Source organism: Flavobacterium erigeronis (genome assembly GCF_054075165.1).
In genome coordinates, this window is the sequence record NZ_JBSKGP010000015.1 from 50,880 (window position 1) to 75,787 (window position 24,908).

26 protein-coding genes are annotated in these 24,908 nt (G+C 33.3%); 14 read left to right on the forward strand and 12 right to left on the reverse strand.

The features are described from left to right. Nucleotides 1-65 precede the first annotated feature (65 nt). Both cysM and ACWA1F_RS23475 read right to left on the reverse strand, forming a co-directional pair. Nucleotides 66-953: a cysteine synthase CysM gene (gene cysM / locus ACWA1F_RS23470; RefSeq protein WP_456897404.1), complete on the reverse strand. Its 888-nt coding sequence runs from the start codon at nt 951-953 to the stop codon at nt 66-68. A 1-nt stretch (nt 954) separates the two neighbouring features. Then, nucleotides 955-1,746 (reverse strand): serine O-acetyltransferase, encoded by a 792-nt coding sequence (locus ACWA1F_RS23475; RefSeq protein WP_456897495.1) that lies wholly within the window; start codon nt 1,744-1,746, stop codon nt 955-957. A gap of 190 nt (nt 1,747-1,936) precedes the next feature. Between ACWA1F_RS23475 and ACWA1F_RS23480 the strand changes: the two genes are divergently transcribed. Further along, nucleotides 1,937-2,638 (forward strand): DUF1003 domain-containing protein, encoded by a 702-nt coding sequence (locus ACWA1F_RS23480; RefSeq protein WP_456897406.1) that lies wholly within the window; start codon nt 1,937-1,939, stop codon nt 2,636-2,638. A gap of 215 nt (nt 2,639-2,853) precedes the next feature. On the opposite strand, the gene ACWA1F_RS23485 is transcribed toward ACWA1F_RS23480, so the two are convergent. Next, nucleotides 2,854-3,138 carry a DUF2752 domain-containing protein gene (locus ACWA1F_RS23485; protein WP_456897408.1) on the reverse strand — a complete coding sequence of 95 codons (285 nt, stop codon included), beginning with the start codon at nt 3,136-3,138 and terminating at the stop codon, nt 2,854-2,856. A gap of 107 nt (nt 3,139-3,245) precedes the next feature. Between ACWA1F_RS23485 and ACWA1F_RS23490 the strand changes: the two genes are divergently transcribed. Then, complete coding sequence (locus ACWA1F_RS23490) at nt 3,246-3,419, forward strand: hypothetical protein (protein WP_456897410.1); 174 nt, start codon at nt 3,246-3,248, stop codon at nt 3,417-3,419. A gap of 1 nt (nt 3,420) precedes the next feature. Next, nucleotides 3,421-3,972 (forward strand): Smr/MutS family protein, encoded by a 552-nt coding sequence (locus ACWA1F_RS23495; protein ID WP_456897412.1) that lies wholly within the window; start codon nt 3,421-3,423, stop codon nt 3,970-3,972. Nucleotides 3,973-4,130: 158 nt separating this feature from the next. On the opposite strand, the gene ACWA1F_RS23500 is transcribed toward ACWA1F_RS23495, so the two are convergent. Continuing rightward, nucleotides 4,131-5,114, reverse strand: coding sequence for a hypothetical protein (locus tag ACWA1F_RS23500; protein ID WP_456897414.1), 984 nt, complete (start codon nt 5,112-5,114; stop codon nt 4,131-4,133). Between the two features lie 87 nt (nt 5,115-5,201). Between ACWA1F_RS23500 and ACWA1F_RS23505 the strand changes: the two genes are divergently transcribed. After that, entirely contained in the window at nt 5,202-6,326 is a 1,125-nt protein-coding gene (locus ACWA1F_RS23505; protein WP_456897416.1) for a cysteine desulfurase family protein, read from the forward strand. Between the two features lie 75 nt (nt 6,327-6,401). Here ACWA1F_RS23505 and ACWA1F_RS23510 read toward each other — a convergent pair whose 3' ends face one another. From ACWA1F_RS23510 to ACWA1F_RS23520, 3 genes are all read right to left on the reverse strand, one after another. Further along, nucleotides 6,402-6,962 carry an L-threonylcarbamoyladenylate synthase gene (locus tag ACWA1F_RS23510; protein WP_456897418.1) on the reverse strand — a complete coding sequence of 187 codons (561 nt, stop codon included), beginning with the start codon at nt 6,960-6,962 and terminating at the stop codon, nt 6,402-6,404. Nucleotides 6,963-7,066: 104 nt separating this feature from the next. After that, nucleotides 7,067-8,224 carry an acyltransferase family protein gene (locus ACWA1F_RS23515; RefSeq protein WP_456897420.1) on the reverse strand — a complete coding sequence of 386 codons (1,158 nt, stop codon included), beginning with the start codon at nt 8,222-8,224 and terminating at the stop codon, nt 7,067-7,069. A gap of 146 nt (nt 8,225-8,370) precedes the next feature. Beyond that, on the reverse strand, nt 8,371-9,333 hold the full coding sequence (locus tag ACWA1F_RS23520) for a CgeB family protein (protein WP_456897422.1): 963 nt from the start codon (nt 9,331-9,333) through the stop codon (nt 8,371-8,373). Nucleotides 9,334-9,393: 60 nt separating this feature from the next. Between ACWA1F_RS23520 and ACWA1F_RS23525 the strand changes: the two genes are divergently transcribed. After that, nucleotides 9,394-10,161: a lipopolysaccharide kinase InaA family protein gene (locus tag ACWA1F_RS23525; RefSeq protein WP_456897424.1), complete on the forward strand. Its 768-nt coding sequence runs from the start codon at nt 9,394-9,396 to the stop codon at nt 10,159-10,161. On the opposite strand, the gene ACWA1F_RS23530 is transcribed toward ACWA1F_RS23525, so the two are convergent. Further along, nucleotides 10,142-10,912 carry a glycosyltransferase family 2 protein gene (locus ACWA1F_RS23530; protein ID WP_456897426.1) on the reverse strand — a complete coding sequence of 257 codons (771 nt, stop codon included), beginning with the start codon at nt 10,910-10,912 and terminating at the stop codon, nt 10,142-10,144. The genes ACWA1F_RS23525 and ACWA1F_RS23530 overlap by 20 nt on opposite strands. A 19-nt stretch (nt 10,913-10,931) precedes the next feature. Further along, nucleotides 10,932-11,996: a glycosyltransferase family 9 protein gene (locus ACWA1F_RS23535; RefSeq protein WP_456897428.1), complete on the reverse strand. Its 1,065-nt coding sequence runs from the start codon at nt 11,994-11,996 to the stop codon at nt 10,932-10,934. 125 nt (nt 11,997-12,121) lie between these two features. Here ACWA1F_RS23535 and ACWA1F_RS23540 point away from each other — a divergent pair, with 125 nt between their 5' ends. After that, nucleotides 12,122-12,871, forward strand: a complete 750-nt coding sequence (locus tag ACWA1F_RS23540; RefSeq protein WP_456897497.1) for a glycosyltransferase family 2 protein — start codon at nt 12,122-12,124, stop codon at nt 12,869-12,871. Nucleotides 12,872-12,959: 88 nt separating this feature from the next. On the opposite strand, the gene ACWA1F_RS23545 is transcribed toward ACWA1F_RS23540, so the two are convergent. Next, nucleotides 12,960-13,775 (reverse strand): 2,3,4,5-tetrahydropyridine-2,6-dicarboxylate N-succinyltransferase, encoded by an 816-nt coding sequence (locus ACWA1F_RS23545; RefSeq protein ID WP_456897430.1) that lies wholly within the window; start codon nt 13,773-13,775, stop codon nt 12,960-12,962. A gap of 260 nt (nt 13,776-14,035) precedes the next feature. On the opposite strand from ACWA1F_RS23545, the gene ACWA1F_RS23550 reads away from it, so the two are divergent. The 3 genes from ACWA1F_RS23550 (at nt 14,036) to ACWA1F_RS23560 (ending at nt 16,843) form a co-directional block, all read left to right on the forward strand. Next, entirely contained in the window at nt 14,036-14,665 is a 630-nt protein-coding gene (locus tag ACWA1F_RS23550; RefSeq protein ID WP_456897432.1) for a PAS domain-containing protein, read from the forward strand. 144 nt (nt 14,666-14,809) lie between these two features. After that, a complete protein-coding gene (ruvX, locus tag ACWA1F_RS23555; RefSeq protein ID WP_456897434.1) occupies nt 14,810-15,223 on the forward strand; it encodes a Holliday junction resolvase RuvX in 414 nt (137 codons plus the stop codon). A 126-nt stretch (nt 15,224-15,349) separates the two neighbouring features. Beyond that, nucleotides 15,350-16,843, forward strand: a complete 1,494-nt coding sequence (locus ACWA1F_RS23560; protein WP_456897436.1) for a malate:quinone oxidoreductase — start codon at nt 15,350-15,352, stop codon at nt 16,841-16,843. Between the two features lie 41 nt (nt 16,844-16,884). Here ACWA1F_RS23560 and ACWA1F_RS23565 read toward each other — a convergent pair whose 3' ends face one another. After that, nucleotides 16,885-19,107 carry an FUSC family protein gene (locus ACWA1F_RS23565; protein ID WP_456897438.1) on the reverse strand — a complete coding sequence of 741 codons (2,223 nt, stop codon included), beginning with the start codon at nt 19,105-19,107 and terminating at the stop codon, nt 16,885-16,887. 201 nt (nt 19,108-19,308) lie between these two features. On the opposite strand from ACWA1F_RS23565, the gene def reads away from it, so the two are divergent. The 3 genes from def (at nt 19,309) to mazG (ending at nt 21,329) form a co-directional block, all read left to right on the forward strand. Continuing rightward, nucleotides 19,309-19,899 (forward strand): peptide deformylase, encoded by a 591-nt coding sequence (def, locus tag ACWA1F_RS23570; protein ID WP_125719525.1) that lies wholly within the window; start codon nt 19,309-19,311, stop codon nt 19,897-19,899. A 61-nt stretch (nt 19,900-19,960) separates the two neighbouring features. Continuing rightward, nucleotides 19,961-20,461 carry a DUF5606 family protein gene (locus ACWA1F_RS23575; RefSeq protein WP_306159828.1) on the forward strand — a complete coding sequence of 167 codons (501 nt, stop codon included), beginning with the start codon at nt 19,961-19,963 and terminating at the stop codon, nt 20,459-20,461. A 97-nt stretch (nt 20,462-20,558) separates the two neighbouring features. Beyond that, nucleotides 20,559-21,329: a nucleoside triphosphate pyrophosphohydrolase gene (gene mazG / locus ACWA1F_RS23580; RefSeq protein WP_125719529.1), complete on the forward strand. Its 771-nt coding sequence runs from the start codon at nt 20,559-20,561 to the stop codon at nt 21,327-21,329. Here mazG and ACWA1F_RS23585 read toward each other — a convergent pair. After that, nucleotides 21,326-22,009, reverse strand: coding sequence for a Crp/Fnr family transcriptional regulator (locus ACWA1F_RS23585; RefSeq protein WP_456897441.1), 684 nt, complete (start codon nt 22,007-22,009; stop codon nt 21,326-21,328). The genes mazG and ACWA1F_RS23585 overlap by 4 nt on opposite strands. 202 nt (nt 22,010-22,211) lie before the next feature. Here ACWA1F_RS23585 and ACWA1F_RS23590 point away from each other — a divergent pair, with 202 nt between their 5' ends. After that, nucleotides 22,212-24,596, forward strand: coding sequence for a heavy metal translocating P-type ATPase (locus ACWA1F_RS23590; protein ID WP_456897443.1), 2,385 nt, complete (start codon nt 22,212-22,214; stop codon nt 24,594-24,596). Between the two features lie 118 nt (nt 24,597-24,714). Further along, on the forward strand, nt 24,715-24,906 hold the full coding sequence (ccoS, locus tag ACWA1F_RS23595; RefSeq protein WP_095930917.1) for a cbb3-type cytochrome oxidase assembly protein CcoS: 192 nt from the start codon (nt 24,715-24,717) through the stop codon (nt 24,904-24,906). Nucleotides 24,907-24,908 lie beyond the last annotated feature (2 nt).

Genomic DNA, 24,908 nt, shown 5'->3' on the forward strand with positions numbered 1-24,908 from the left:
AGAGAGGCAAAGTGACAAAGATTAGAAACTTTGGATCTTTGTCACTTTGCACCTTTGTCTCTTTCTCAGTCAAATAAATCCGAAGACAAATATCTGTCGCCTCTATCGCAGATAACGGCAACGACAACTCCAGATTCTAATTGTTCGGCGATTTTTAGGGCAACGGCAACAGAGCCTCCGCTGCTCATTCCTGCAAAAACGCCTTCTTCAAGGGCTAATCTTTTGGTCATGGCACGCGCTTCTTCTTCGCTTACATCTACAACCGTATCCACTTTAGAAGCATCAAATATTTTAGGAAGATATTCTTGTGGCCATTTGCGGATTCCAGGAATCTGAGAACCGTCGCTTGGCTGTGCGCCAACAATCTGTACATTTGGATTCTTTTCTTTTAAATAAGTAGAAGTTCCGATAATGGTTCCTGTTGTTCCCATAGCCGAAACGAAATGAGTTACCGTTCCGTCAGTGTCGTTCCAAATTTCAGGGCCAGTTGTTTTGTAGTGTGCTTTCCAGTTGTCGTCATTAGTAAACTGATTTAGCATCAAATAACCACCTTGTGCTACTTTTTTATCTGCATAATCTCTAGATCCGATAATTCCTTCGCTTGCAGGCGTAAGAATAACGGTAGCGCCATAAGCACGCATAGTCTGAGTACGCTCTTTTGTAGAATCTTCAGGTAAAACCAATTCGATTTCGATGCCAAATAATTGCGCAATCATGGCAAGAGCAATTCCAGTGTTTCCGCTGGTTGCTTCAATTAATTTGTCTCCTTTTTTGATGTCGCCTCTTTCCAATGCTGTGGCAATCATATTATATGCTGCTCTATCTTTTACACTCCCTCCAGGATTATTTCCTTCCAGTTTCAGTAAAAGTTTTACATTTTTATTTTTAACTAGATTGACCGTTTCCATTAACGGAGTATTGCCAATTAGGTTTAATAATTTATGTGAATTCATGTTATTTTTTTTCTTTTATTTTAACTTCAGTAGTCGTGGTATTCATCACGATAGAATTTTCTGGAATCGATTTTGTAATCCACGCATTTCCTCCAACAATACTGTTCTTGCCAATTACAGTTTCTCCGCCTAGAATCGTAGCATTGGCATAAATGCAAACATTCGCTTCAACAGTTGGGTGTCTTTTTGCATTTTTCATTTCTTTGCTTACACTTAAAGCGCCAAGCGTAACACCTTGATAAATTTTTACGTGTTTTTTGATAACCGTAGTTTCACCAATCACAATTCCTGTTGCGTGATCGATAAAAAATGGCGATGCAATATCAGCACCGGCATGAATATCGGTACCCGTAATTCTATGCGCATATTCGCTCATTAATCGAGAAAAAAGTAATAAATCAAGATGGTATAGTTCGTGGCTCAATCTATAAATAGCGATGGCATAAAACCCAGGATAACCCAGATATACTTCGTCAATGCTGTTTGAAGCGGGATCGTTTTCAAGAATATATTCGGCATCCTGATTTAGCTTTTCTAAAACTCCAGGAAGTTTTTCTAGAAATCGGTCCCAAATAGATTCACATAAATTTTGAGGTTTTTTGCAAGCCAAAACAGCAATTTCTTTAAAACGAAATTCTAGTTCGTCAATGCTTTCGTCCAGCGCCGCATTCGAATCAAACAGCGTGTAAAAAAGCTTTTCTGTAAAGTCTTCTGTTTTGGTTTTTATGCCGTAATTTATGTGTGAATGGCTCTTTAAAGCTCTTATATTTTGTATGATAGTGTCTTTTGTCACAATGGTAAAAATGAATGAATAATTTTGGAACGTTAAAAGTAAGGCGTTTTTTGGAAATAAAATCACGATTTAACTAAAGAAATTTTCTTTGCAAAGTTAGATTTGTGATAAAAAATGAATTTCAAACCATTCTTTTTTATGCAATTCTTAAGAAGTTAATTGCGTAAATTAGCTTTCAAAACATTTTAAAATGGAAAAAAACGAAACATCCAAAAGTGCTATTTCTGGGCTTTCTTTAAGCGAAAATGAGAAAATTTACGGACGAGCAATTCATGATCCTATTTTGGGATTAATAAAAAAAGAATACCCTGATTTTAGCGCAGAAGATTGCATTTCTATAAACGAGCTGAATGTGTACCGCCAAAAATACATTTCCAATTATCTTTCTACTGAAATTGGAGCGCTTTCTGCCATGGAGAAAAACGTTATTTCGTCATTAAAAGAAGATAAATCGATCGTAAGTATTGTTGAAGATGAGGAAGAAACTCGAAGCTTAGGCCAAAAAGTAGCTGATAAAGTGGCTGATTTTGGAGGAAGCTGGACTTTTATCATTTCTTTCGTAATCTTTATTTCGATTTGGATTGTCTCGAATGTTTATATTTTTCTAAACAAAGGTTTTGATCCGTATCCGTTTATTCTCTTAAACTTGATTCTGTCGTGTGTTGCCGCTTTGCAGGCGCCCGTTATTATGATGAGCCAAAATCGTCAGGAAGAAAAAGATCGTAATCGAGCTAAAAAAGATTATATGATCAATCTAAAATCGGAATTGGAGATTAGATTAATTCATGACAAAATCGATCATTTCATTATGCATCAGCAGCAGGAATTAATCGAAATACAAAAAGTTCAAATCGAAATGATGAATGATATTCTGGATCAGATTAAGAAATAAAGGTTTTGAAATTCCAATTTTTGAAATTTCAAATTCCAATCCCGAAGCCATTCCAAAATTTTCTGTTTGTCAGGCTGAGCGAAGTCGAAGCCCGCAAAGTATTGACATAAGGTAAAGACACGAAGTGAAGCTTCTTAGTTAGGTCATTTTGACAAAAAATGAATATGAAATATTGGAATTTGGAATTTAAAAAATTTGGAATTTGTTTTTTAAAATCAAAAATAAAAGTGTTTGAAATAATAACCGCCAATCATGAAAATGAAATTTACGACTGCTATTTTCCAGATCATTTTTTTGTAATTTCTAGATTTATCTAAGAAATGAAAAGCTATAAAAACGAAGAGTAAAAGACAAGTAAAAATCGCTGGATACATTTTAAAAGCGGCTGAAAATTCGCCTTGAAAAAGTAAGAATAAAGACCGCTGAAATCCGCATCCTAAACAGTCAAAACCAAAGACGGTTTTGAACAGGCAGGGGATCATATATTTCTCTAAACTCATGGCAGATCTTTTTGCAATTTTACTAAAAAAATATGACAAAGCTTTGAGGCACTATAGAAGTAGTAGTCTAAAGTTTTATATTTTTGAAATCTTAAAAAAGGGAAGAGATGAAGACTTTTAAAATTATAATAATGATTCTTGCGATTTCGGTTGCGTTATACGAACAGGTTTCGGAAGAAAAAAACATTTATATCATGATTGGTGCAATTGTGGTTTTTATGTCTGGAATGATGCAGCTGAGTGCAAAAACACCAAGTAAACATAACGATAAAGAAGAGTAGGATGCTGACAAAAGGAGATAAGGTTTCGGTACTCGACGAAGCCATAAACGGAACAGTGGTTTCGGTTAAAAATAATGAAGTTTTAATCGAAACAGAGGACGGATTCATGATGACATTTTTAGTCAACGAATTAATTAAACTACAAGAAACCAGTGATTTAATGAATTCTATTAAAAGAATTGATTTAGATGAAGCTTCAAAAGATAAAATCGAGCCAAAACCGAGAAGTTTTGTAAAAGAAAAGAAAGAAAAACGCGATTTTGGTGTTCCAGAATTTGATTTGCATATCGAAAAATTGGTTCCTAATAAACGGGGAATGTCCAACTACGATATTTTGACACTGCAGACCGAAACGGCAAAAAGACATATCGAATTTGCGATTAGAAACCGCATCCCGAAAATCGTTTTTATTCATGGTGTTGGTGAAGGAATTTTAAAAGCGGAACTTGATTTTTTATTGGGTCGTTATGACGGAATTGATTTTCAAGATGCCAATTATCAAAAATATGGTCTTGGTGCTACTGAAGTTTATATAAGGCAAAACAATAAATAAAGAGGTATTTCTTAACTGCACAAGCTTCATTTTAGAGCATAAAAAAACGTCTGTTTTTTGTCCTGATTTCGTTGTAAAATCATTTCAAAAAACAGACGTTTTTTTGTAAGAATTATTTCTGCCTATTTCTTTTAGAAAACGATACTTTTGGTTGGTTGTTATCTAGTTATTTTACCAAGAAGGAAATTGCTTCCAAGTTTAAAATTGCTCTTTCCTTTTTCTAAAATTACATTTTTAAGTACGATTGTGTGTGTGTACACTCCTGCAGTTACTGTAGTTGTTACTTCAATCATGCCGCTTTGATTTTCTACACCAAGCTGACCAGTCCATGTTTCTGCAATTGTTGGTGCGCTTGGTTGTGGAGAGGCACAAATAAACCCTTCAGTAATAGTACCAGTACCTTCTTTTGCGGTTTTGTAAAATACTTTATTTTGAGTAGCCGTTATGTAGCGTACACGTGGCTGGTTGCTAGGAGTAGCTTCATTGACAAATAATGTTGGATCAATATCATCAATTGATAAATAGAATCCAACGTTATAATTGTAAACCCTTTTTATGTCGGTACATTCATGAGCAGCATTATTTGGATCCGTTATGAAAGTTAAATTGGCTGTAGGTACGGTAGTCTTATATGTTCCAAATTTAAATTCTGCTTCTGTCTGATTTCCTGATGGTTTTGCAAATGTTATGTTTCTAAAAATAATACTGTGCTCATAACCATTTATTCTTGTGCTTCCGTCTACTGCACTTGAGTCTACTAGCTGAGTCGTTTCAATTTCAATTATTCCATCGATTCCATTCCATTCTTCAGTTACTCTTGGGGTCGTCGGTGGAATTGCACCGCAAATATTAGGTGTTGCAACGGTTCCGTCATAGGCTCTATAAACTACACGATAAGAACCGCTACCTTTTGAGTCGATTGTATAAATGTTTGTTCCTTGATCATTCTTAATTGCTCCTTCTGGCATTTGAAGCAATAATGCTTCTTGAGATTTTAGTTTATAAATCAAAGTATTTGTTGTAGGATCGCAGGCTTGAGAATTTTCAACATCTGCAAAATCTATTTGGTCTACAGTTAAATCTCCATCATCGCATCCATTCAAGAAAAGAGCAAACAATAGGAGGGCAGCATATTTTTTCATCGTAAAAATTATTTGGGTCAAAAATAGTGAAAAAATTGCCAAATGATATTTAAGATTTGACAATTGATATTTCTTAACTTTGCAACAATGAAAAAAGTATATCTAGATAATGCCTCAACAACTGCCATGCGTCCCGAAGTAATTCAGGAAATGACAAAAATAATGCTTGAGGATTACGGAAATCCGTCGTCTACGCATAGTTTTGGACGAAATGGTAAGACAATATTAGAACTTTCAAGAAAGAGTATTGCAAAGCACTTAAATTGCACGGCTCAAGAAATTATTTTCACTTCTGGTGGAACGGAAGCTGACAACTGGATTCTGCGCTCTGCTGTTGAAGATTTAAAAGTAGAAAGAATTATTACTTCCAAAATCGAACATCATGCTGTTTTGCATACCGTTTGGGTGCTGCAGGAAGAATATAATATTCAAGTCGATTATGTTAAGGTAAATGCAGACGGAAGTTTAGATTTAACGCATTTGTCTAATTTATTGGCTGAAGAAAAAAAGACTTTGGTCAGTTTAATGCATGTAAATAACGAAACAGGAGCTATTTTAGATTTAGATCGTGTGGGAGTGATTTGCAAGCAATACAACGCTTTATTTCATTCAGATACGGTTCAGTCTATCGGAAAAACGGAAATCGACCTGCAAAAGACTCCTGTTGATTTTATTTTAGCTAGCGCTCATAAATTTCATGGACCAAAAGGCGTCGGATTTGCTTTTATTCGAAAAAACTCTGGTTTGCAGCCATTACTTTTTGGAGGCGAACAAGAAAAAGGTCTTCGTGCTGGAACCGAAGCGGTGCATCAGATTGCCGGAATGGCAAAAGCTTTGGCTATTTCGTATGAAAAACTAGACGAAGAAAGAGCCTATATTTCAGAGTTGAAAAATTATCTGATTGAACAATTAGAGCTTCATTTTCCAGATTTTAGAATTAATGGAAAAAAAGACGATTTCTATAATATCATCAATATCATTCTGCCTTTTTCATCAGACAAAACGTCGATGCTGCTTTTTAGTTTGGATATGAAAGGAATTGCGGTTTCTAGAGGAAGCGCGTGCCAATCTGGAAGTATAAAACCTTCTCATGTTTTAAACGAAATGCTTTCGGAGACGGATTTAAAATTACCAAATCTCCGAATTTCATTTAGTCATTACAACACCAAAGAAGATATCGATTGGCTGATTGAGAGTTTGAGTTCTGTTTGATGCTAAGCTACTAAGGTTCTAAGCTCCTAAGTTTTTTAATCTAAGTTCTAAATTCTAAAATCTACAATCTAAAATTTATTTACGAATAACTTTAACCTGCGAGTCGTTGGTTAATTTGATTATGGTAGAAGATTTTCCGTTTATTTTATCTTGGTTTAGTTTTACCACATAATCAACTCCATTGATGATTTCCGGGCTAATGTCTTTGAAAGCAATTGGTGTAGGCTGTCCTGAAATATTGGCTGAAGTCGAAACCAAAGGCTTTTTCATTCTTTCCATCAATTTGTAGCAGAAAGGTTCTTTTACTAGACGAACTCCCAGAGATTTGTCTGCTGCAATAATATTTGGAGCAACATTTCTAGCATCATCCAGAATTAAAGTAGTAGGTTTATCAGATAGCTCCCAGATTTGCCAAGCCACTTCAGGAATGTTTTTAAATACGTTGTACATCATCTTTTCGCCATTCATCAAGACAATCATGCTTTGTGTTTCGGCGCGCTGTTTCAATTTGTAGATTTTAGCAACAGCTTCAGCATTGGTGGCATCACAGCCAATTCCCCAAACCGTATCTGTCGGGTACAAAATTATACCTCCATTTTTAATTATTTCGTATGCGTTGATGATTTCCTCGTTCATTTGACAAATTATTTTTAAGATTACAAAGTTATAAATTTTACTTGTAATTGCTTTTGATCGTATTTGTAAATAGAAAATCTATTACCTAATAAAAAAAGAGATGTTTATGATTTTTTGGCTGAAGATTTTAGTTTTGTTTTAGCCAATTCCATCATCGGGTGCTCAATGTATTTGAATGCCAATTGGCTGATAAAAATTAACGGGAAAACACAGCATGCTATTATAGACCAGAATTCAAAATCAGTTAATTTTTTAGCTCTTTCAAATCCGATAATGAAATAGAAAACTACAAATAATAAAGTTCCGTGGAGCAAATAAATACTATACGTAATTTGTCCAAATTTGCGCGAAAAAGCACTGGATAGAATTCCGAAGAAATTATTTCCAGATGCAATTATGATAAATACTATCGATGTGATAATGATCGGGATTGGTTTTCTGCCGCTATTGAAGAAATAAATGGAGCATGCAATTAGGATAATAGCTAGAAAAGTATATTTTTTCTGTTTTAAAACACTTCCAAATATATTTTTATTAATTAATACAGCTGCAATAATACCACCCAAAAAAGGGAAGAAGTGCCTTAAAGAAGATCCGTTTATAATCATGATAAGAGCAGCTGTTGCAGTAAATAGTATTAATGTCTTGTAATTTATTTTGATTTTAAAAAACAGTGCAATAAGAGGCAGTAAAAAATAGAAAGCCCATTCGTAAGGCAATGTCCAAGTTACGCCAGCGTTTAGCAGGTAGCTATCTTCTAATCCGTTAATGTTTAATCCTTTTTTAACATTAAAAAACAGCCATGAAAGTATGCTTTTTATGTTTTCGAATAAAGGAATTTTTGAGGTGAAATTGGTTAAATAACCGGCAATAAAAAAGATAATGCCAACAGAAACGAGATACATTGGGAAAAGTCTATATGCACGCGCACTGATGTAAGCTCTCCAATTGATTTTTTTGTTTTTACTGTTTATTAATTTTAAAGTGAATAAAAAAGCAGTAATTACAAAGAAAAAAGCAACAGTAGTTTGTCCAAAATGATTAAATAAATTGGATTTTGGTTCATTCCATTCGCCGCTTTGAAGAAAAAATCTCCAGATATAGCTATGGTGCAAGAAAACAAAAAAAGCGAGATAACCTCTTAAGCCATCAATTTCAGGATAACGCACATCTACTACATCTATTTTTACCAATTTGTTTGTTAGCAGTACAGAAATAATTAAGGCAAATAGGATGAAAACTAAATAAATAGTAAATGTCATTTTTGGAAATAAATTTATTTGTGGATTTTTTTAACAGTTTTTAAACTTTTGCAAACATAGTGAACCGATTTTGCATGCAAAAATATTACGGTTAAAATTATCTTAAATAAATTGAATCTTACAAGACCAAACTTTTGAGCCTAATATTATAAAGTATTATTCTCTAGTATAACATGATTTGTCCAGCCTTTTAAAGTGTATTGATTAAAAATCGCATCTGGAATTTTTTCATATTCGTTTTTGAAAAAATCCATTGGAATGAACGGGTTTTTTTCATCAATAATTAGAATGTTATTTGGGTTATAAAAATCGTAATTTTTAATATCCGCATTGGTGGTGATAAGTTTTTTTTCTAAACCTAAACTTTCAAAAACTCTAAAAGTAAGTCCGTTTTGACCAAGTCGGTTAATGTCTAAAAGGACTTTTGAGCGGTTGATGTAATCATTCACTTCGCTCAAAGGCATGTGGCTTCGTATGTAAGTAATATTTTCATCATTGTCCTGCTGTTTTTTATCATAAACAATGAATTTGAATTTTGCATTCTGCGAAGCCAAATTGGCCGCAATTCTTTTTAAAATCGGAAGCCTTTTGTCAATCGAACTGATATTGAAAACATCGTATTCGAATTGATCGGTATGAATTGCGTTTTCAGAATTGTAAATCCAGTTTGGAGCAAATTTTAAATTGAAATTTTCGCAGTCTTCTTTTTCAAAAGAATAAACTTCATCAAAACAATGCAAAACCCTTTTAATTTTTGGACAGCGATAAATATTATCATTAAAAAAGCCAATCGATTTTTTAGTGTAATTTTTAAATTCTAAAATGCTTTTTGGTGTTATAAAATCGCCTTTTATTGTTAAAATCACATCTTGAACCTGATCATTTTTCTTTAATTCATTGACGATTTCTTTTCCGTAATGCTGATGTTTTAAGTTTGTTTTGAAGAACGCTTTTAAGATCACATTGTACGCTTTATGAAATACAGAAGGATATTTGTATTTGAAAGTGTTGAAGTCAATATGACGAACAATATGGCCCTGTTTTTCTAAGTCAGTAGCGATATGTTTGTTGAGTCCCCAGTTGTCTAAACTTATAAGAGTAATATGCATTATCTTGAAAATAGTTTTTATTAGTTGGTAAAACTAGCTAAATTTGCTGAAACAATTTTTATGATTTTAAGATTAAATCGCGGATATGAAAAATTTGAAAATATTCTTCTTGAATATATTCGTTTTTTTAATACAAAAGGAGAAGACTTTGTAATTGGCCAGCGCAATCAGATAAAACTTTTTGATTTAGATGATAAAAAAATCAATATCAAATCGTTTAAAGTTCCGCATCTTATCAATAAAATTGCATATAAATACTTCAGAAAATCAAAAGCAAAACGCTCTTTTGAGTTTGCAAATAAATTGCTGGAATTAGGTGTTGGAACTCCAAAACCTATTGCATTTGCCGAGTTTTCGTCTTTAATCGGTTTAGAAAAAAGCTTTTATGTGAGCGAGCAGCTAGAATGCGATCTTACGTATAGAGAATTGGTAGAAATTCCCGATTTTCCAGATCGCGACAATATTTTGAGACAATTCACCAAATTTAGTTTTGATCTTCACGAAAAAGGAATTGAATTCTTAGACCATTCGCCAGGAAATACTTTAATAAAAAAGAATGCCAGCGGAAATTATGATTTCTTTCTGGTAGATTTGAACAGAATGGAATTTCATGATGCTATGTCTTTTGAAATGCGTATGAAAAACTTATGCCGACTAACTCCGTTGAAAGAAATGGTGGCGACAATGAGTAACGAATATGCTAAATATTATAACGCGCAACCAGAAGAGAAGATTTTCGAAACTTTATGGAAAGAAACTTCCGATTTTCAAGAGAAGTTTTATAGAAAAAAACGTCTGAAAAAGAAACTTAAATTCTGGAAGAAGTAAGTCTTCTTAATTCTTTATAGCGAATAAAAACGCTATAAGCATTCAAATAACATATTGTTACGCCTTTCTTTCCGTCCAAAAAGCCAAAACGGATTAGAAATTGGTACAAAAAAGTATAGAAAGGATGTAAAATCTGTAGTAAGAAATATGGTTTTATTCCTTTTGCAAATTTTTCATTGGCTTTCAGGATTCCATAATTATACATTTTCGATTTATAATCTGAATAAGAAGAATACGAAAAATGTATTATTTTGTTATTTAAAGCAGAAATTGGCCCATTTACAATTAATTTTTCATGAACGGTTCTTTCTTCATTATATCGACATTTTGATTTGTTAAAAAGTCTGAAAATTTTATCAGTCTGCCAGCCGCTAAAATTCAGTCTACTATTTTCGAACATAAAAATGCGATAGATAAAATAGGCGCTTGCGGCGTTTTCAGAATCAATGGCTGTAATAATTTCAGATTTTAATTCAGATGTCAATCTCTCGTCAGCATCAATAAATAAAACCCATGTATTTTTAGCTTGATCTAAAGCAAAATTTCGCTGAGAAGTATAGTCAACAAAAGTATTCTGAATGAGTTTTACATTTTTAAAAGAGTCAACAATACTAATCGTTTTGTCGGTACTATAAGAATCAATAACAATGATTTCGTCAGCAAAATCAATATCTTCTAGAAGCGATTTTATATGCTGTTCCTCATTAAGCGTAATAATCAATACTGATAATTTTTGCTTTTCACTATTCATTGTTGCGGCCTTTATTTTCTCAATTTTTATATTCTTGAAAATAAGTCTCTAATTTTTTAAGCATAAGTTCCAATGGATATTCAGCATAATATTCAAAAGTGTGATCTTTAATGTATTGTTCGGTATGTTTTTCGTAGATTTCAGGTTTTAAATCTTTTAAGTGAACCGAAACATTTTTTGCTTCATTTTCAAACAATTGCCATGTTTCTTTTCGAACAGAAGGAGTAAAAATAGAAAAAGTTGGAATTTCTAATGCTTTTGCCATATTTACAGCGCCTCCTTCGTTTCCTATCAGCATTTCGCATTGAGACAATATTGCTAAAAACTGACGTAAATCAGTAGCGTATAAATCAAAAATAATATGCTTTTTAGTTTCTTCAGAACAATAATTGTAAACCTCCAAAGCTTGCTCTTTTTGGTTTGGAATATAATTAAAGAGAATAGTAGCGTTTGTCTTGGCTACTGTAAAATCAATAATTTTTGCCATTCCTTCAAGCGGATAGGTTTTGTAATGCTCGCTTCCTAAAATTCCAAACATAATCAGCGGTTTTTCAGGATCTATATTGTAGCTGCTTAAAAGCTGTTTTGCTTCTGCAATTTCAGAATCTTTTAAAAAGATTTTTGGCTTTACATTCGTTATTTTTTCAGTAAAAAAAGGCTTCAAAAGCAATAATCTGTTTTCAATTGCCAAGCCATATTCTGATTTTATAGCGTCAAAACGCTCGTAACTGTAATTGTAAAAAATATTAGAATACCATTTATGGTACGAAACTTTATATTTTGCTCCAGAGAAAAAAGTGATCAAATTAGTTCCTAATTTGCTATAGACATCAATAACAGCATCGTATTTTTTTCTTCGAATTTCAAAAATGAATTTAATAAACCCAAAAGTCGATTTTCGGATTTTATTAGTTACCGGAATAATGTTATCAATATTCGGATTTTCTTTCAGAACATCAATCGAATTAGGATAACACATATAGTCAATTGTAGAGTCAGGGAACTTCTCTTTTAGATTGTTACAAATAATTGTGCTCGTCAAAACGTCTCCAATTCTTTTCTGCTGAATGACTAATATTCTCATCTGGGGTTTGTTCAATTTAGAGGCTAAAATACAAACTATTTTACGAAGTGTACAAGTGATGGCGGTAATAAGATTAAACTAAATTAAAAAGTTATATTTTTGTGCTCAACAAATTAAAATTAACAATGGGAATTAGCGGTTTGGTTATTACTTTCAATGAAGAAAAAAACATTGGAAAATGTATAGATGCCTTATTTAAAGTTTGTGACGAAGTTATTATTGTAGACTCTTTCAGTAAAGATCGTACAGTCGAAATAGCGAAAGAAAAAGGAGCGCAGGTTGTTCAGCAGGCATTTTTAGGAGATGGTCCGCAGCGTACACACGGGTTGCCTTTTTGTAAAAACGACTGGATCTTGAACCTTGATGCTGATGAGTTTCTGGATAAAGATGCTGAAGATTTTATTCTAAAGAAAAAATATTTGGAAGGAAACTATGATGCGATGAGTTTTAGAGTTAAAAACTTTTTAGCTGATAAATTGATTGATTTTTCAGGATGGTATCCAGATCATAAAGTTCGTTTTTTTAATAAACAAACGGCTCATCCTTCAGATTCTAAGGTGCATCAGAAAATTGTAACTCAGAATGAAAAAAAAGTTGCAGTACACATTCTGCATTACGGTTGGGATTCTTTCGATCAGATTATTGCTAAAAAGAACCAATATTCTGGCTGGCATGCCCAGCAATTATATGATCAGGGAAAAAGAATTAATGCTTTTAAACCTGTCCTTAACGGAACTGTAGCTTTTATTCGTTGTTATTTCTTTAAAAAAGGAATTTTCAATGGTCTTGACGGATTATCAATCGCAATGATTCAGGCTTTTTTCTCTTATATGAAATATGCCAAACTTATTAAACTTCAAAAAAGTAAAAAGTAATAAATAATTAAACTACAAATAAAAAAATCCAAATTCCAATCGATAATCAATTGGAATTTGGATTTTTAATTTTGGATCTTTTTAAAATCTATACTGCCACGTCGTATTCACGAAGCGCATTGTTTAAAGAAGTTTTTAAATCTGTAGATGGTTTACGAGTTCCAATGATTAAAGCGCAAGGAACTTGGTATTCTCCAGCTGCGAATTTTTTAGTGTAGCTTCCAGGAATAACTACAGAACGAGCAGGCACATAACCTTTCATTTCAACTGGCTCATCACCTGTAACATCGATAATTTTTGTAGAAGCTGTCAAGCATACGTTAGCTCCAAGAACTGCTTCTTTTCCAACGTGAACACCTTCAACAACGATACAGCGAGAACCGATAAAAGCACCGTCTTCAATAATAACTGGAGCAGCTTGCAATGGCTCAAGAACACCACCAATACCAACACCACCGCTTAAGTGTACGTTTTTACCAATTTGAGCACAGCTTCCTACGGTTGCCCAAGTATCAACCATTGTTCCTTCATCAACATAAGCACCAATGTTTACGTAACTTGGCATTAAGATTACACCGCTAGAAATATAAGCACCGTAACGAGCAACAGCATTTGGCACCACACGGATTCCTTTTTCAGCATAATTTCTTTTTAGCAACATTTTATCGTGGTATTCAAAAATACCAGATTCCCATGTTTCCATTTTTTGAATCGGGAAATACATTACAACCGCTTTCTTAACCCATTCGTTTACCTGCCATTTGTCTCCAACTGGTTCAGCAGTACGCAGTTTTCCTGCGTCTACCAATTCGATAACTTCTCTAATGGCATCAGTAGTTGTAGTTTCTTGCAATAAAGCTCTGTTTTCCCAAGCTTGTTCAATTATAGTCTGTAAAGAATTCATACGTTTAATTTTTTGGCAAAGATAACGTATTTGTAGAAATGCGGAAAAGCAAAACGGATTGAAAATGTTACAGATTTAACTTTTTGTTTCTTATTTGTAAAAGAATAACAGTACCACGATATTGATTTTTATAATTACCCTCTAAAAGTTTTTTTTATGTCAAAATATGACAAAAGTCAGGCTTTGTGTTTTTTCTTCGCTTTAATTTCGCAGTGTTGATCAACATTCCATTCCATAAATAATCATATAAGCAGTAAAATATGAATCAAGAAAATCACCTTCAAAACAGAGTAATTATAGACAAAGAAGTAAGCTGGGATAAAACTCAGGTTATTATGAGTAAAACAAATGCTTACGGTATTATAGAATATGCCAACGAAGTTTTTGTAGATGTTTGTGGTTACGAAGATTATGAGTTAATGGGGCAGCCCCATAATATTATACGTCACCCAGATATGCCAAAAGTAATTTTTAAAGTGCTTTGGGAGAATCTTAAAAACGGGAAAAACTTTCACGCTATTGTAAAAAATCTTGCAAAATCTGGAAGATATTATTGGGTAATTACAGATTTTGAAATCGCCCGTGACGAAAACGACGTTATTGTAAATTATTTCGGAAGAAGACAAGCTGTGCCGCAAGAAGTAATTGCGATGCATATTGAGCCTTTGTATAAAAAGTTATTGCAGATTGAAGCTGCAAGCGGAGTTGAATTTAGCGAAAAGTACTTAATTGGATTCTTAGAAGAGAGAAAGAGAACGTACGTTGAGTATATTAAGGAGCTGATTTTCGAACACGAAAAATCACAATCTAAGTTTGCTACTTACACAGAAGAAGAGGATGCAGGAGAAGAAGAACATAGAGGTTTTTTCGGCCGACTGTTCGGAAGATAAATTGAGTTATTTTTTAGGTTTGAATATTTGGATAAAGTCCGTCTTGAATTTTTCAAGGCGGATTTTTTATAAAGTTCAAATTGATTTTTTGATTGAAGTAAACTATTGAATAATATTTTGAAGTAAATTTGCTAAAAAATAAAAATGCCAAGAATCCTTTCAATAGATTACGGACAAAAACGTACAGGAATTGCAGTTACAGACGAAATGCAAATTATTGCTTCAGGTTTAACAACAATTCCTACTCATACTTTAATTGACTTTTTAAAAGATTATTTTGCTAAAGAAAAAGTCGAAGCGGTTTTGATTGGCGAACCAAAACAAATGAACGGTCAACCATCTGAAAGCGCTTCTGTAATCAATGGCTTTGCGACTCATTTCTCGAATATTTTTCCAGACATGAAAGTCATTCGTGTTGACGAGCGTTTTACTTCAAAAATGGCATTTCAAACTATGATCGACAGCGGTTTAAGTAAAAAGCAGCGTCAGAACAAAAGTTTGATAGACGAAATTTCTGCTACAATTCTGCTTCAAGATTATCTTTCCGCAAAAAAATAACGCTGTTGGTCGTATTTTTTATTTATAATTTAATGGTTTTTAGAAAATCCTAACTTTTATCATGTAAAAATTAGTTTTTTTTTGCAATTAAAAAAGTACCTTTGCACTTTAAATAAAAATACTGTTATGCCTGACGAAACCATACGTTCAAATAGTGATGTAGTACTCATTGGCGCTGGAATAATGAGTGCCACTCTCGGAGTAATTTTGAAAGAATTACAACCAGATATAAAAATTGAAATTTACGAAAGATTAGATGTTGCCGCAGCTGAAAGCTCTGATGCTTGGAACAATGCAGGAACCGGACATTCTGCTTTTTGTGAATTAAATTATACTCCAGAAAAGGCAGACGGTAGCATAGATCCTAAAAAAGCAATAAGCATTGCCGAATCATTTGAGATTTCTCGTCAGTTTTGGTCTTACTTAGTGCAGCAAAATAAAGTGCCGTCTCCGGATAATTTTATTAAAAGCGTGCCTCATATGAGTTTTGTGTGGGGAGATAAAAACGTAAATTATTTAAAAAAGAGATTTGAAGCGTTGCAAAGCAATCCGATATTCTCTGATATGACTTTCAGTACCGATTTTGAGCAGCTTCAAAAATGGATGCCATTGGTAATGGAAGGCAGAAGCGCTGATGAAAAATTAGCTGCAACACATATGGAAATTGGTACCGATGTTAATTTTGGTGCTTTAACAAGAAGTATGTTCAATTACTTAGCAAAACTAGACGGTGTTTCTCTGTTTTTTAATCATGAAGTTAAAAAACTAAGACAGCGTGAGGATAAATCTTGGAGAATTAAAATTAAAGATTTGTCTACTGGAAATACTCGCAAAGCATACACTAAATTTGTATTTATTGGAGCAGGTGGAGGTTCGTTGCCTTTATTAGAAAAAGCAAATGTGCCAGAAGGGCATGGATATGGAGGTTTCCCAGTAAGTGGGCAATGGTTAAAATGTACAAATCCAGAGGTAATTGCAAAACACGCAGCAAAAGTGTACGGAAAAGCAAGCGTTGGTGCTCCGCCAATGTCTGTTCCGCATATTGACACTCGTGTAATCGATGGAGAAAAAGCACTTCTTTTTGGACCTTTTGCAGGATTCTCAACTCGTTTCTTAAAAAATGGTTCTTATTTGGATTTGCCTTTGTCTATTAAACGTAACAATTTAATTCCGATGCTAGCTGCTGGATATCACAATATTCCATTAACGAAATATTTGATCGAGCAAGTTCGTCAGTCTCCAAAAGACAGAATGAAAGCTTTACGCGAATATCTTCCGACAGCACGTTCAAAAGACTGGAAATTAGAAAAAGCAGGTCAGCGTGTTCAGGTTATTAAGAAAGACGAAAAAGAAGGTGGAGTTTTAGAGTTTGGTACCGAAGTAATCAATACGCATGATGGAACTTTAGCGGTTTTATTAGGAGCTTCTCCGGGTGCATCTACTGCCGTAGCAATTATGGTTGACTTGATCAGCAGATGCTTTACCAACCAAATTAAAACACCAGAATGGCAAGCAAAATTAAAAACGATGATTCCTTCTTACGGTCAGACTTTAAATGATAAGCCAGAACTTTTACAAGAGCTTAGAAAACAAACAGCAGAAGTTTTAAAATTAAAATAAGCTTCTCTTTATTTAAATAAAAAAAAACAAATCCAGATGAATTAATCTGGATTTGTTGCTTTTAGGTCGGTTGTGTTTTTTAGGATTTTTTCTGCCAGATTGCTCATCCAGATCAGTTGTTCGATAACCATTTGTGCTTCCTGCATTTTGGCTTGACGGGTTTCTTTATCGAGATCATCGTCTTCTGCTAAACGTGTAAAATGTTTTCGTTTAAGTTCTTCAAATTGTAAAGTCACATCTTCTTTTTCAAAAAAAGTATCTTGTATAATAACTTCATTTCTTAGAATAGAAATAGAATGGTCCAGATTGGCAAGAATAGTCTTGATGATATAATTGAAAGAATCAGATGCAGAAGTGGTTTGATGTGACTGAATATATGTCGACAACGAAGCTAAAGCAGACAATAGCGAATGATTTAAAACAACCAATTTGTTGACCAAAGGCATTGTTTTTTGTTTCGATTTTGGTTCTTGCATCATACGCTGAAAAGATGTCATCAGATTTCCTATTTCAACAAAAGCATTTTTTCGCGCAAGGCGGTAAGAAGTAGGAACTTCTCCTTTTTTATTATAAAAATCAGCAATTTCTTTTAAATAATTTCTATTAGCACGAATCGAATTTTCTATATGTATAGGCGTATTAATGAATTCCCAAGCAGGCCATAAAAACTGATTAGCAATAAAGGCTAAAACAGCTCCTGCAAGAGAATCTAAAATTCTGTATTGAATTACCTCATTAATATCTGGTGTTAAAATTCCGTAAATAAACACCACATACATTGTAACAAAAGTTGCGCTTATTTTGTAATTAATTTGAGTAAATGAAATCCCTAGAAGCATACAGATAATAGAGAAAATACTCAGCGCAACATGATTCTGAATAACAGAAACGATTCCGAATGCTAAAATTCCTCCCAAAACAGTTCCGAACATTCTGTTATAAGATCGCTCTTTAGTTAAGCCATAACCAGGTCGCATGATTACGACAATTGTTAGCAAAATCCAATATACATTTTGAAACGGCAATACCTGTCCGAGAAAAAAGCCAATCAGAATTGTAATGGTTAATCGTATTGAATGCCTGAAAATAGAAGAAGAATAACTCAGATTCTCAATTAAAGTACGAATTGGATAATATTGCGGTGTAAGGAATTTTTCAAGTTCTTTGTCCTTATCTTTTAGTTTGTAAGACTGCATTGCCAAAGAAAGCGCACGTTGGATGGTTTTGATTTTTCCAACTTGATTTTTGGCGTATTTCAGCATATTGGTTAGCATTAGAACGCCTTCTGCCGCTTCTTCTTTTCCTAATGTTTTTTCGTAATCAAAAATGGCAAATTCAAGAGCATCCAATTCATTTTTCAAATCCTGTTTGTCCACGTAAACGCTAATATGGCTTACATTTTTTGAAAGTTTTTTTAAAGTTGAAGCCAGTTTATACGCAACATTTTGGTAGGTTCTTAAAACATCGGGATGTCCGGCAAATTTTTCATGAATTTTGCTATGGTCAAAAGAGGTATAAAGCGCAAGTTCTTGAATTTCGACCAATGTAATAAATACCAAAAGCATTTTTCGGTTCTGGCTCGTAATTCCAGACGAATTCTGATTCCCAATCAGCATTTTTCTTAAATCTTCGTGAATCAGATTTAATTCAACCTGCAAAGCCAATTGTTTTTCGATAATGGCTCTTCTGTTGGCTTCAGGACTCCATAAATCACCTCTTAATTTAAGGTATTTCGCAGTAAGTTTTATTCCTTCGGCAATTTGTAATTCTACATATTTATAAGGTTGTACAAAATGAAAAACAAGAGATACTATAAGGTATAAAATTCCTCCAATAAAAATAAAGCCCGAATATTGAAAAGCTTCCCAACCTTCGTGCAAATGCCCAAAAGAAAGGGAAATTGATAGTAATGCAGAAAAGGAGATTAAAGTCGCTCTTTGCCCGTAAACCGAAATCATCGAACATAAAAACAGCAGAAAACCTAAGAAAATGTAAAACAGAAAGGGAAATGGATAAACGAGATTTACTAAAAGATTAACACCAGAAACAATAAAAGAAGCGGCAATTAAACCTTTTATTTTATGGCCCAGAGAACTCGGAATATCGCTGGGATAAGTATAAAAAGCACCAAGCGCAATGGTAAAACCAATTTCAAAATGACCTAGAAAATTTAAAACCAAAACAGGAACAACAGAAGCAATAGTTACTTTAGAGGCATTGAGAAATGAAGTGCTGTTTGTAAATTTTGAAATTTTGTCAATCATAAAGAGAGGTTTACTAACAAAGATAAGAATTGTAAGAGTGATTTTGGCATAATTATAGCTGAGATTTTTAGTAGCTTGTAAAAAATATGATATAATACCGTATAAGAATTATTCATTGACTATTTTTTACTATTTTTGCCAGCTGAAATATCAGAACTTTAATTCTGTTTTTGCAGCACATAAAAACATAAATAAAAACAAATGATTTTACCAATTGTAGGATACGGTGATCCTGTTTTAAGAAAAGTAGGGCAAGATATTACACCAGAATATCCAAACCTAAAAGAAACGATCGCAAATATGTACGAGACGATGTACAATGCGTATGGAGTTGGACTTGCAGCACCGCAGGTTGGACTGCCAATTCGTTTGTTTGTTATAGATACAACGCCTTTTAGTGATGATGAGGATCTTCCTTCAGAGGAACAAAAAGATTTGAAAGGTTTTAAAAAGACTTTTATCAATGCTAAAATCGTAAAAGAAGAAGGAGAAGAGTGGGGATTTAATGAAGGATGTTTGAGTATTCCTGATGTGCGTGAAGACGTTTACAGAAAACCAACTGTTACAATCGAATATTGTGAAGAAGATTTCGTAATGAAAACGGAAGTATTTGACGGATTAATCGCAAGGGTTATCCAGCACGAATATGACCATATTGAAGGAATCTTGTTTACAGATAAAATCTCATCTCTAAAAAAGCGTTTAATCCAAAAGAAATTGAAAAATATTACTGAGGGAAAAACGTTTCAGGAATATAGAATGAAATTTTTCGCAGCTAAAAAAGCAAGATAAGTTTTCTAAATAGTTAGAAACAAAAAAATAAATCAAATTCTTAATACTAATTTTAATAAAAATGAATTTAACGAAAATTTTAGCCATTTCAGGAAAACCAGGTTTATACGAATTAAAAGTACAAACTCGTACAGGTTTTGTGGCGGAATCATTAATTGATGGGAAGAAGATTACTGTAAATCTAAAAAGCAATGTAAGTTTATTGTCTGAAATTTCGATTTATACTTATGAAGGTGAAAAACCGTTAACTGAAGTAATGCAGCAGATTGCCGTTAAAGAAAATAAAGGACAAGCTATCTCTCACAAAGAAGATAACGCTACTTTGTCTGCTTATTTCAAACAAATTCTTCCAGATTATGATGAAGAAAGAGTTTATCCATCAGATATCAAAAAAGTATTAAACTGGTACAACACGCTTCAAGCAAAAGGTTTGGTTACAGATTTAGCTCCTGCAGTTGAAGAACCAAAAGAAGAAGCGCCAGCAGCTGCTGAAAAACCGAAAAAAGCGCCAGCAGCAAAAAAAGCTCCAGCAAAAAAGGCAGCTACTAAAAAAGAAGAATAATATTTTACATATTCAAAATTTAAAATCCTGTTGAGATGGTTTCTTGACAGGATTTTTTAATTTTACAGAATCGAGTTAAATCAAAAGAAACTTCAAAATGAGCAGAGAAAACCAGTTAAAAGCATTTGAAAGATTATTAAATATCATGGATGAACTTCGTGAGCAGTGCCCGTGGGATAAAAAACAAACTCTGCAGACCTTAAGACATCTAACAATCGAAGAAACCTACGAATTGGGAGATGCTATTTTGGACAATGATTTAAATGAAGTTAAAAAAGAACTCGGAGATTTACTGCTTCATATTGTTTTTTATGCGAAAATAGGAAGTGAAACCAATGATTTTGACATTGCTGATGTGTGCAATGAAATCTGCGAAAAGCTGATTCACCGTCATCCTCATATTTATGGAGATGTAAAAGTCGAAAATGAAGAAGAAGTCAAACAAAATTGGGAAAAACTAAAACTGAAAGAAGGTAAAAAATCAGTTCTAGAAGGCGTTCCAAGAAGTCTTCCAGCTTTGGTTAAAGCAAGCAGAATTCAAGACAAAGTAAAAGGTGTGGGCTTTGACTGGGAAGAACCTCATCAAGTTTGGGACAAAGTGCAAGAAGAATTACAAGAATTACAAGACGAAGTAAAAACAGGTAATCAAGATAAAATTGAAGACGAGTTTGGAGACGTGCTGTTTTCTATGATTAATTACGCAAGATTTTTAAACGTAAATCCAGAAGATGCTTTAGAACGAACTAATAAAAAGTTTATTAAACGCTTTCAGTATTTAGAAAGTAAAGCAAATGAATTAGGAAAACCATTAATGGATATGACGCTAACAGAAATGGATGTTTTCTGGAATGAAGCTAAAAAACTCTAGTTATCTGCTAATTTCTTTAAAGCACGAACGTCTTTAAGCATAATTTTTTTACCGACTAATTCGATTAATCCCAATTTATTAAAATCAGATAACAGACGAATACAGCTTTCTGTAGCAGTACCAATAATGCCGGCAAGTTCTTCTCTTGTCAATTGCACTTTAAGCGTTTTATCGGTGTCTTCGCCAAATTCATCATGCAGGTGCAGTAGCGTTTCGGCAAGTCTTTGCTTTACTGTTTTTTGAACTAAAGCAATTTTTTCGTTTTCAGATTCTTTCAAATCTTCGCATACAGACTGCATCAGATTTAAAGAAAACTGATTGTTGTTGTTGAAGAAATTAATGATTTCTGTTTTAGGAATAAAACAAACCTCCATGTCGGCAATCGCTTTTGCAGTTAAGTTTGCCGGTTCGTTGCTAATCATAGAACGCTGTCCTAGAAGTTCACCAGATTTTACCAATTTTACAATTTGATCTTTTCCATTTGCACTCAGTTTAGAAAGCTTACCAACACCATCTTTTATGCAGAAAACGCCATTAGTCACTTCGCCTTCTTCAAAAATGGCTTCACCCTTTTTAATTTTGTAAGAGGTTTTACTGCTGGCCAATTTAATAACTTCGTCTTTATTAAGTGCTTTTAAAGAACTTAGCTGGCGTACTATGCATTGATCACATTTGTTCATGACAATAGTTGTTTGCTGCAAAAATAAGCATATTTAAGATTTTTAGCCATTATTATATCGTAAAATTATTATAAATTAGAATTGGCTTAAATTTCAGCTTTTTATTTTTAGTAAATTAGAATTCAATTTCAAAATTACATGACAATTATCATCTTAATAATTGTGCTTTAATTGGAAATTTGCGGCATATAAAAACAAGTTTATGAGGGAGCAAAGTTGTTTTCATTGTGGTTTATCTATTGAACAAAATGAAGAAATTGATTTTGACGATAAGAAGTTTTGTTGCACAGGCTGTAAAACGGTTTACGAAATTTTCAGCAGTAACGATCTGACTTCTTATTATGATTTTGAAAAGTCTCCGGGAGCCACACCGCAAGACATTAAAGGAAAATATGACTTTTTAGAAAACGAAGCCATACTTTCAAAAATTTTAGAATTTCAGGAAGGAAATACTTCAATTGTTTCGCTGAATATTCCACACATCCATTGCAGTTCTTGTATTTGGATATTAGAAAATTTAAATCGACTTCAGCCCGGAATCAGTACTTCTCAAGTTAATTTCCACGAAAAAAGAGTTAGAATTACCTTTAATTCGGATGTAGTTTCTTTAAAAGAAATCGCTTATCTCTTAAGTTCAATAGGCTATGAACCTTATATTAGTTTAGAAAATTACGGAACCGAAAAAGCAAAAATCGATAGAAGTCTAACCTATAAATTAGGTGTTGCATTCTTTTGCTTTGGAAATATTATGTTGCTTTCATTTCCAGAGTATTTTGAAATGAAAGAATTTTGGCTCGATAGCTACAAACCGTTTTTCAGGTTACTCATTTTTCTTTTAGCATTACCAAGTTTCCTATACTCAGCGAGCGGCTATTATATTTCTGCTTATCACAGCATTAGAACCAGAATGCTTAATATCGATGTTCCGATTGCTTTAGGGATAATTGTGATGTTTATCCGAAGTACTTATGATATGGTTATGGATCACGGTCCAGGGTTTTTTGACAGTTTGGCCAGTTTAGTGTTTTTTATGCTTCTGGGTAAAATGTTTCAGATTAAAACCTATAGTTTCTTAAGTTTCGAAAGAGATTTTAAATCTTATTTCCCAATCGCCGTTACCAAAATAAATAAAGACGCTTCAGAAGAAAACGTTGCCATTTATGATGTTTTAAAAGGAGACCGATTGTTAATCAGAAATCAGGAACTGATACCTGTTGATGGAATTTTAATTAGCGAAAGCGCAGAAATAGATTATAGTTTCGTAACAGGAGAAGCAGTGCCAATTACTAAAAAATCTGGAGATAAAGTATTTGCAGGAGGAAAGCAGATTGGAAAAGTAATCGAAATGGAAGTTTTGCATTCGGTTTCGCAGAGTTATTTGACGCAGTTATGGAGTAACGAAATTTTTCAGAAAAAAGTAGATCAGAAGCACAAGACCATAACAGACGCAATAAGCCGATATTTTACTCCGATTTTATTACTAATTGCATTTGCTGGTTTCGGTTATTGGATTTTTATTGATGCCAATACCGCTTTTAATGTTTTTACAGCGGTATTAATTGTGGCTTGTCCGTGTGCTTTGGCCCTTACTGCACCGTTTACTTTTGGAAACATATTGCGAATTTTGGGTAAAAAGAAATTTTATTTAAAAAACGCCATCGTAATAGAACAGCTTGCTAAAGTTGATACTATTGTTTTTGATAAAACAGGAACTATTACAACAAATAAGAAATCGAATATAATGTATGAAGGTAATCCTATTTCGGATTCACACATTCAGTTGATTAAAAATGTATTGCGAGGATCAAACCATCCTTTAAGCCGAATGCTTTATGATTTTCTTCCAGAAGCTAAACGTATTGCTGTAGATAATTTTCAAGAAATTACTGGAAAAGGGATTTTAGCAACTGCTGAAGGCAAAGAAATTAAAATTGGTTCTGGACAGTTTGTCAATGATATAGTTCTAGATGGTTCGGAAATTGAAAAAACAGCGTTGCATATTAAAATAGGAGAAGTTTATTTCGGAAAATATACTTTTCAAAATCAATATAGAGAAGGTTTAGAAGAGCTTTTTGCAAATCTGAGTAAAGAGTATAAAATCAAAGTGCTTTCGGGTGACAATGACGGAGAGAGAGCAAACTTAGAAGCTATTTTGCCAAAAGGAACCGAATTGATATTCAATCAAAAACCAGAGCAAAAATTGGAATACATCAAAAAACTTCAAGAAAAAGGCCAGAACGTAATGATGGTAGGCGATGGACTGAATGATGCGGGTGCTTTAGCGCAAAGTAATGTTGGTATTTCTATATCAGAAAATGTAAATGTTTTTTCGCCTGCCTGTGATGCAATTTTAGACGCTTCAGAGTTTTCCCGCCTTAATTACTTTTTAAAACTTTCTCATAAAGCTATTTCGATTATAAAAATGAGCTTTGGATTGTCATTGCTGTACAACGTCGTTGGGCTTGCATTTGCAGTTACGGGAAATCTGCTTCCATTAGTTGCAGCTATCATCATGCCATTGAGTACAATTACAATTGTGAGCTTTGTTACTGTTATGTCTAACTATTTCAGCAACAGAAATTTATAATGAATTTAAATTGTATCATAAGATATTTTTTATAAATTTAACATATCTTTTTGTTTATGATAATTATCATATTTTATGCGCCCTTAACGAAGTAATTTTGTTAATATAAATCTAAGGTATGAGTGTTATTTATCTATTAATTTCAGTAAGTATTTTTGTGGCAATCTGTTTCTTTATTGCCTTTATCGCAGCTGTCAAATCTGGACAGTATGATGATGATTATACGCCTTCAGTCAGAATTCTTTTCGATGACGAAACCAAAATTAATTCCCAAAATAATAATTCACCAATCGAAGAAAAACAAGTATAATT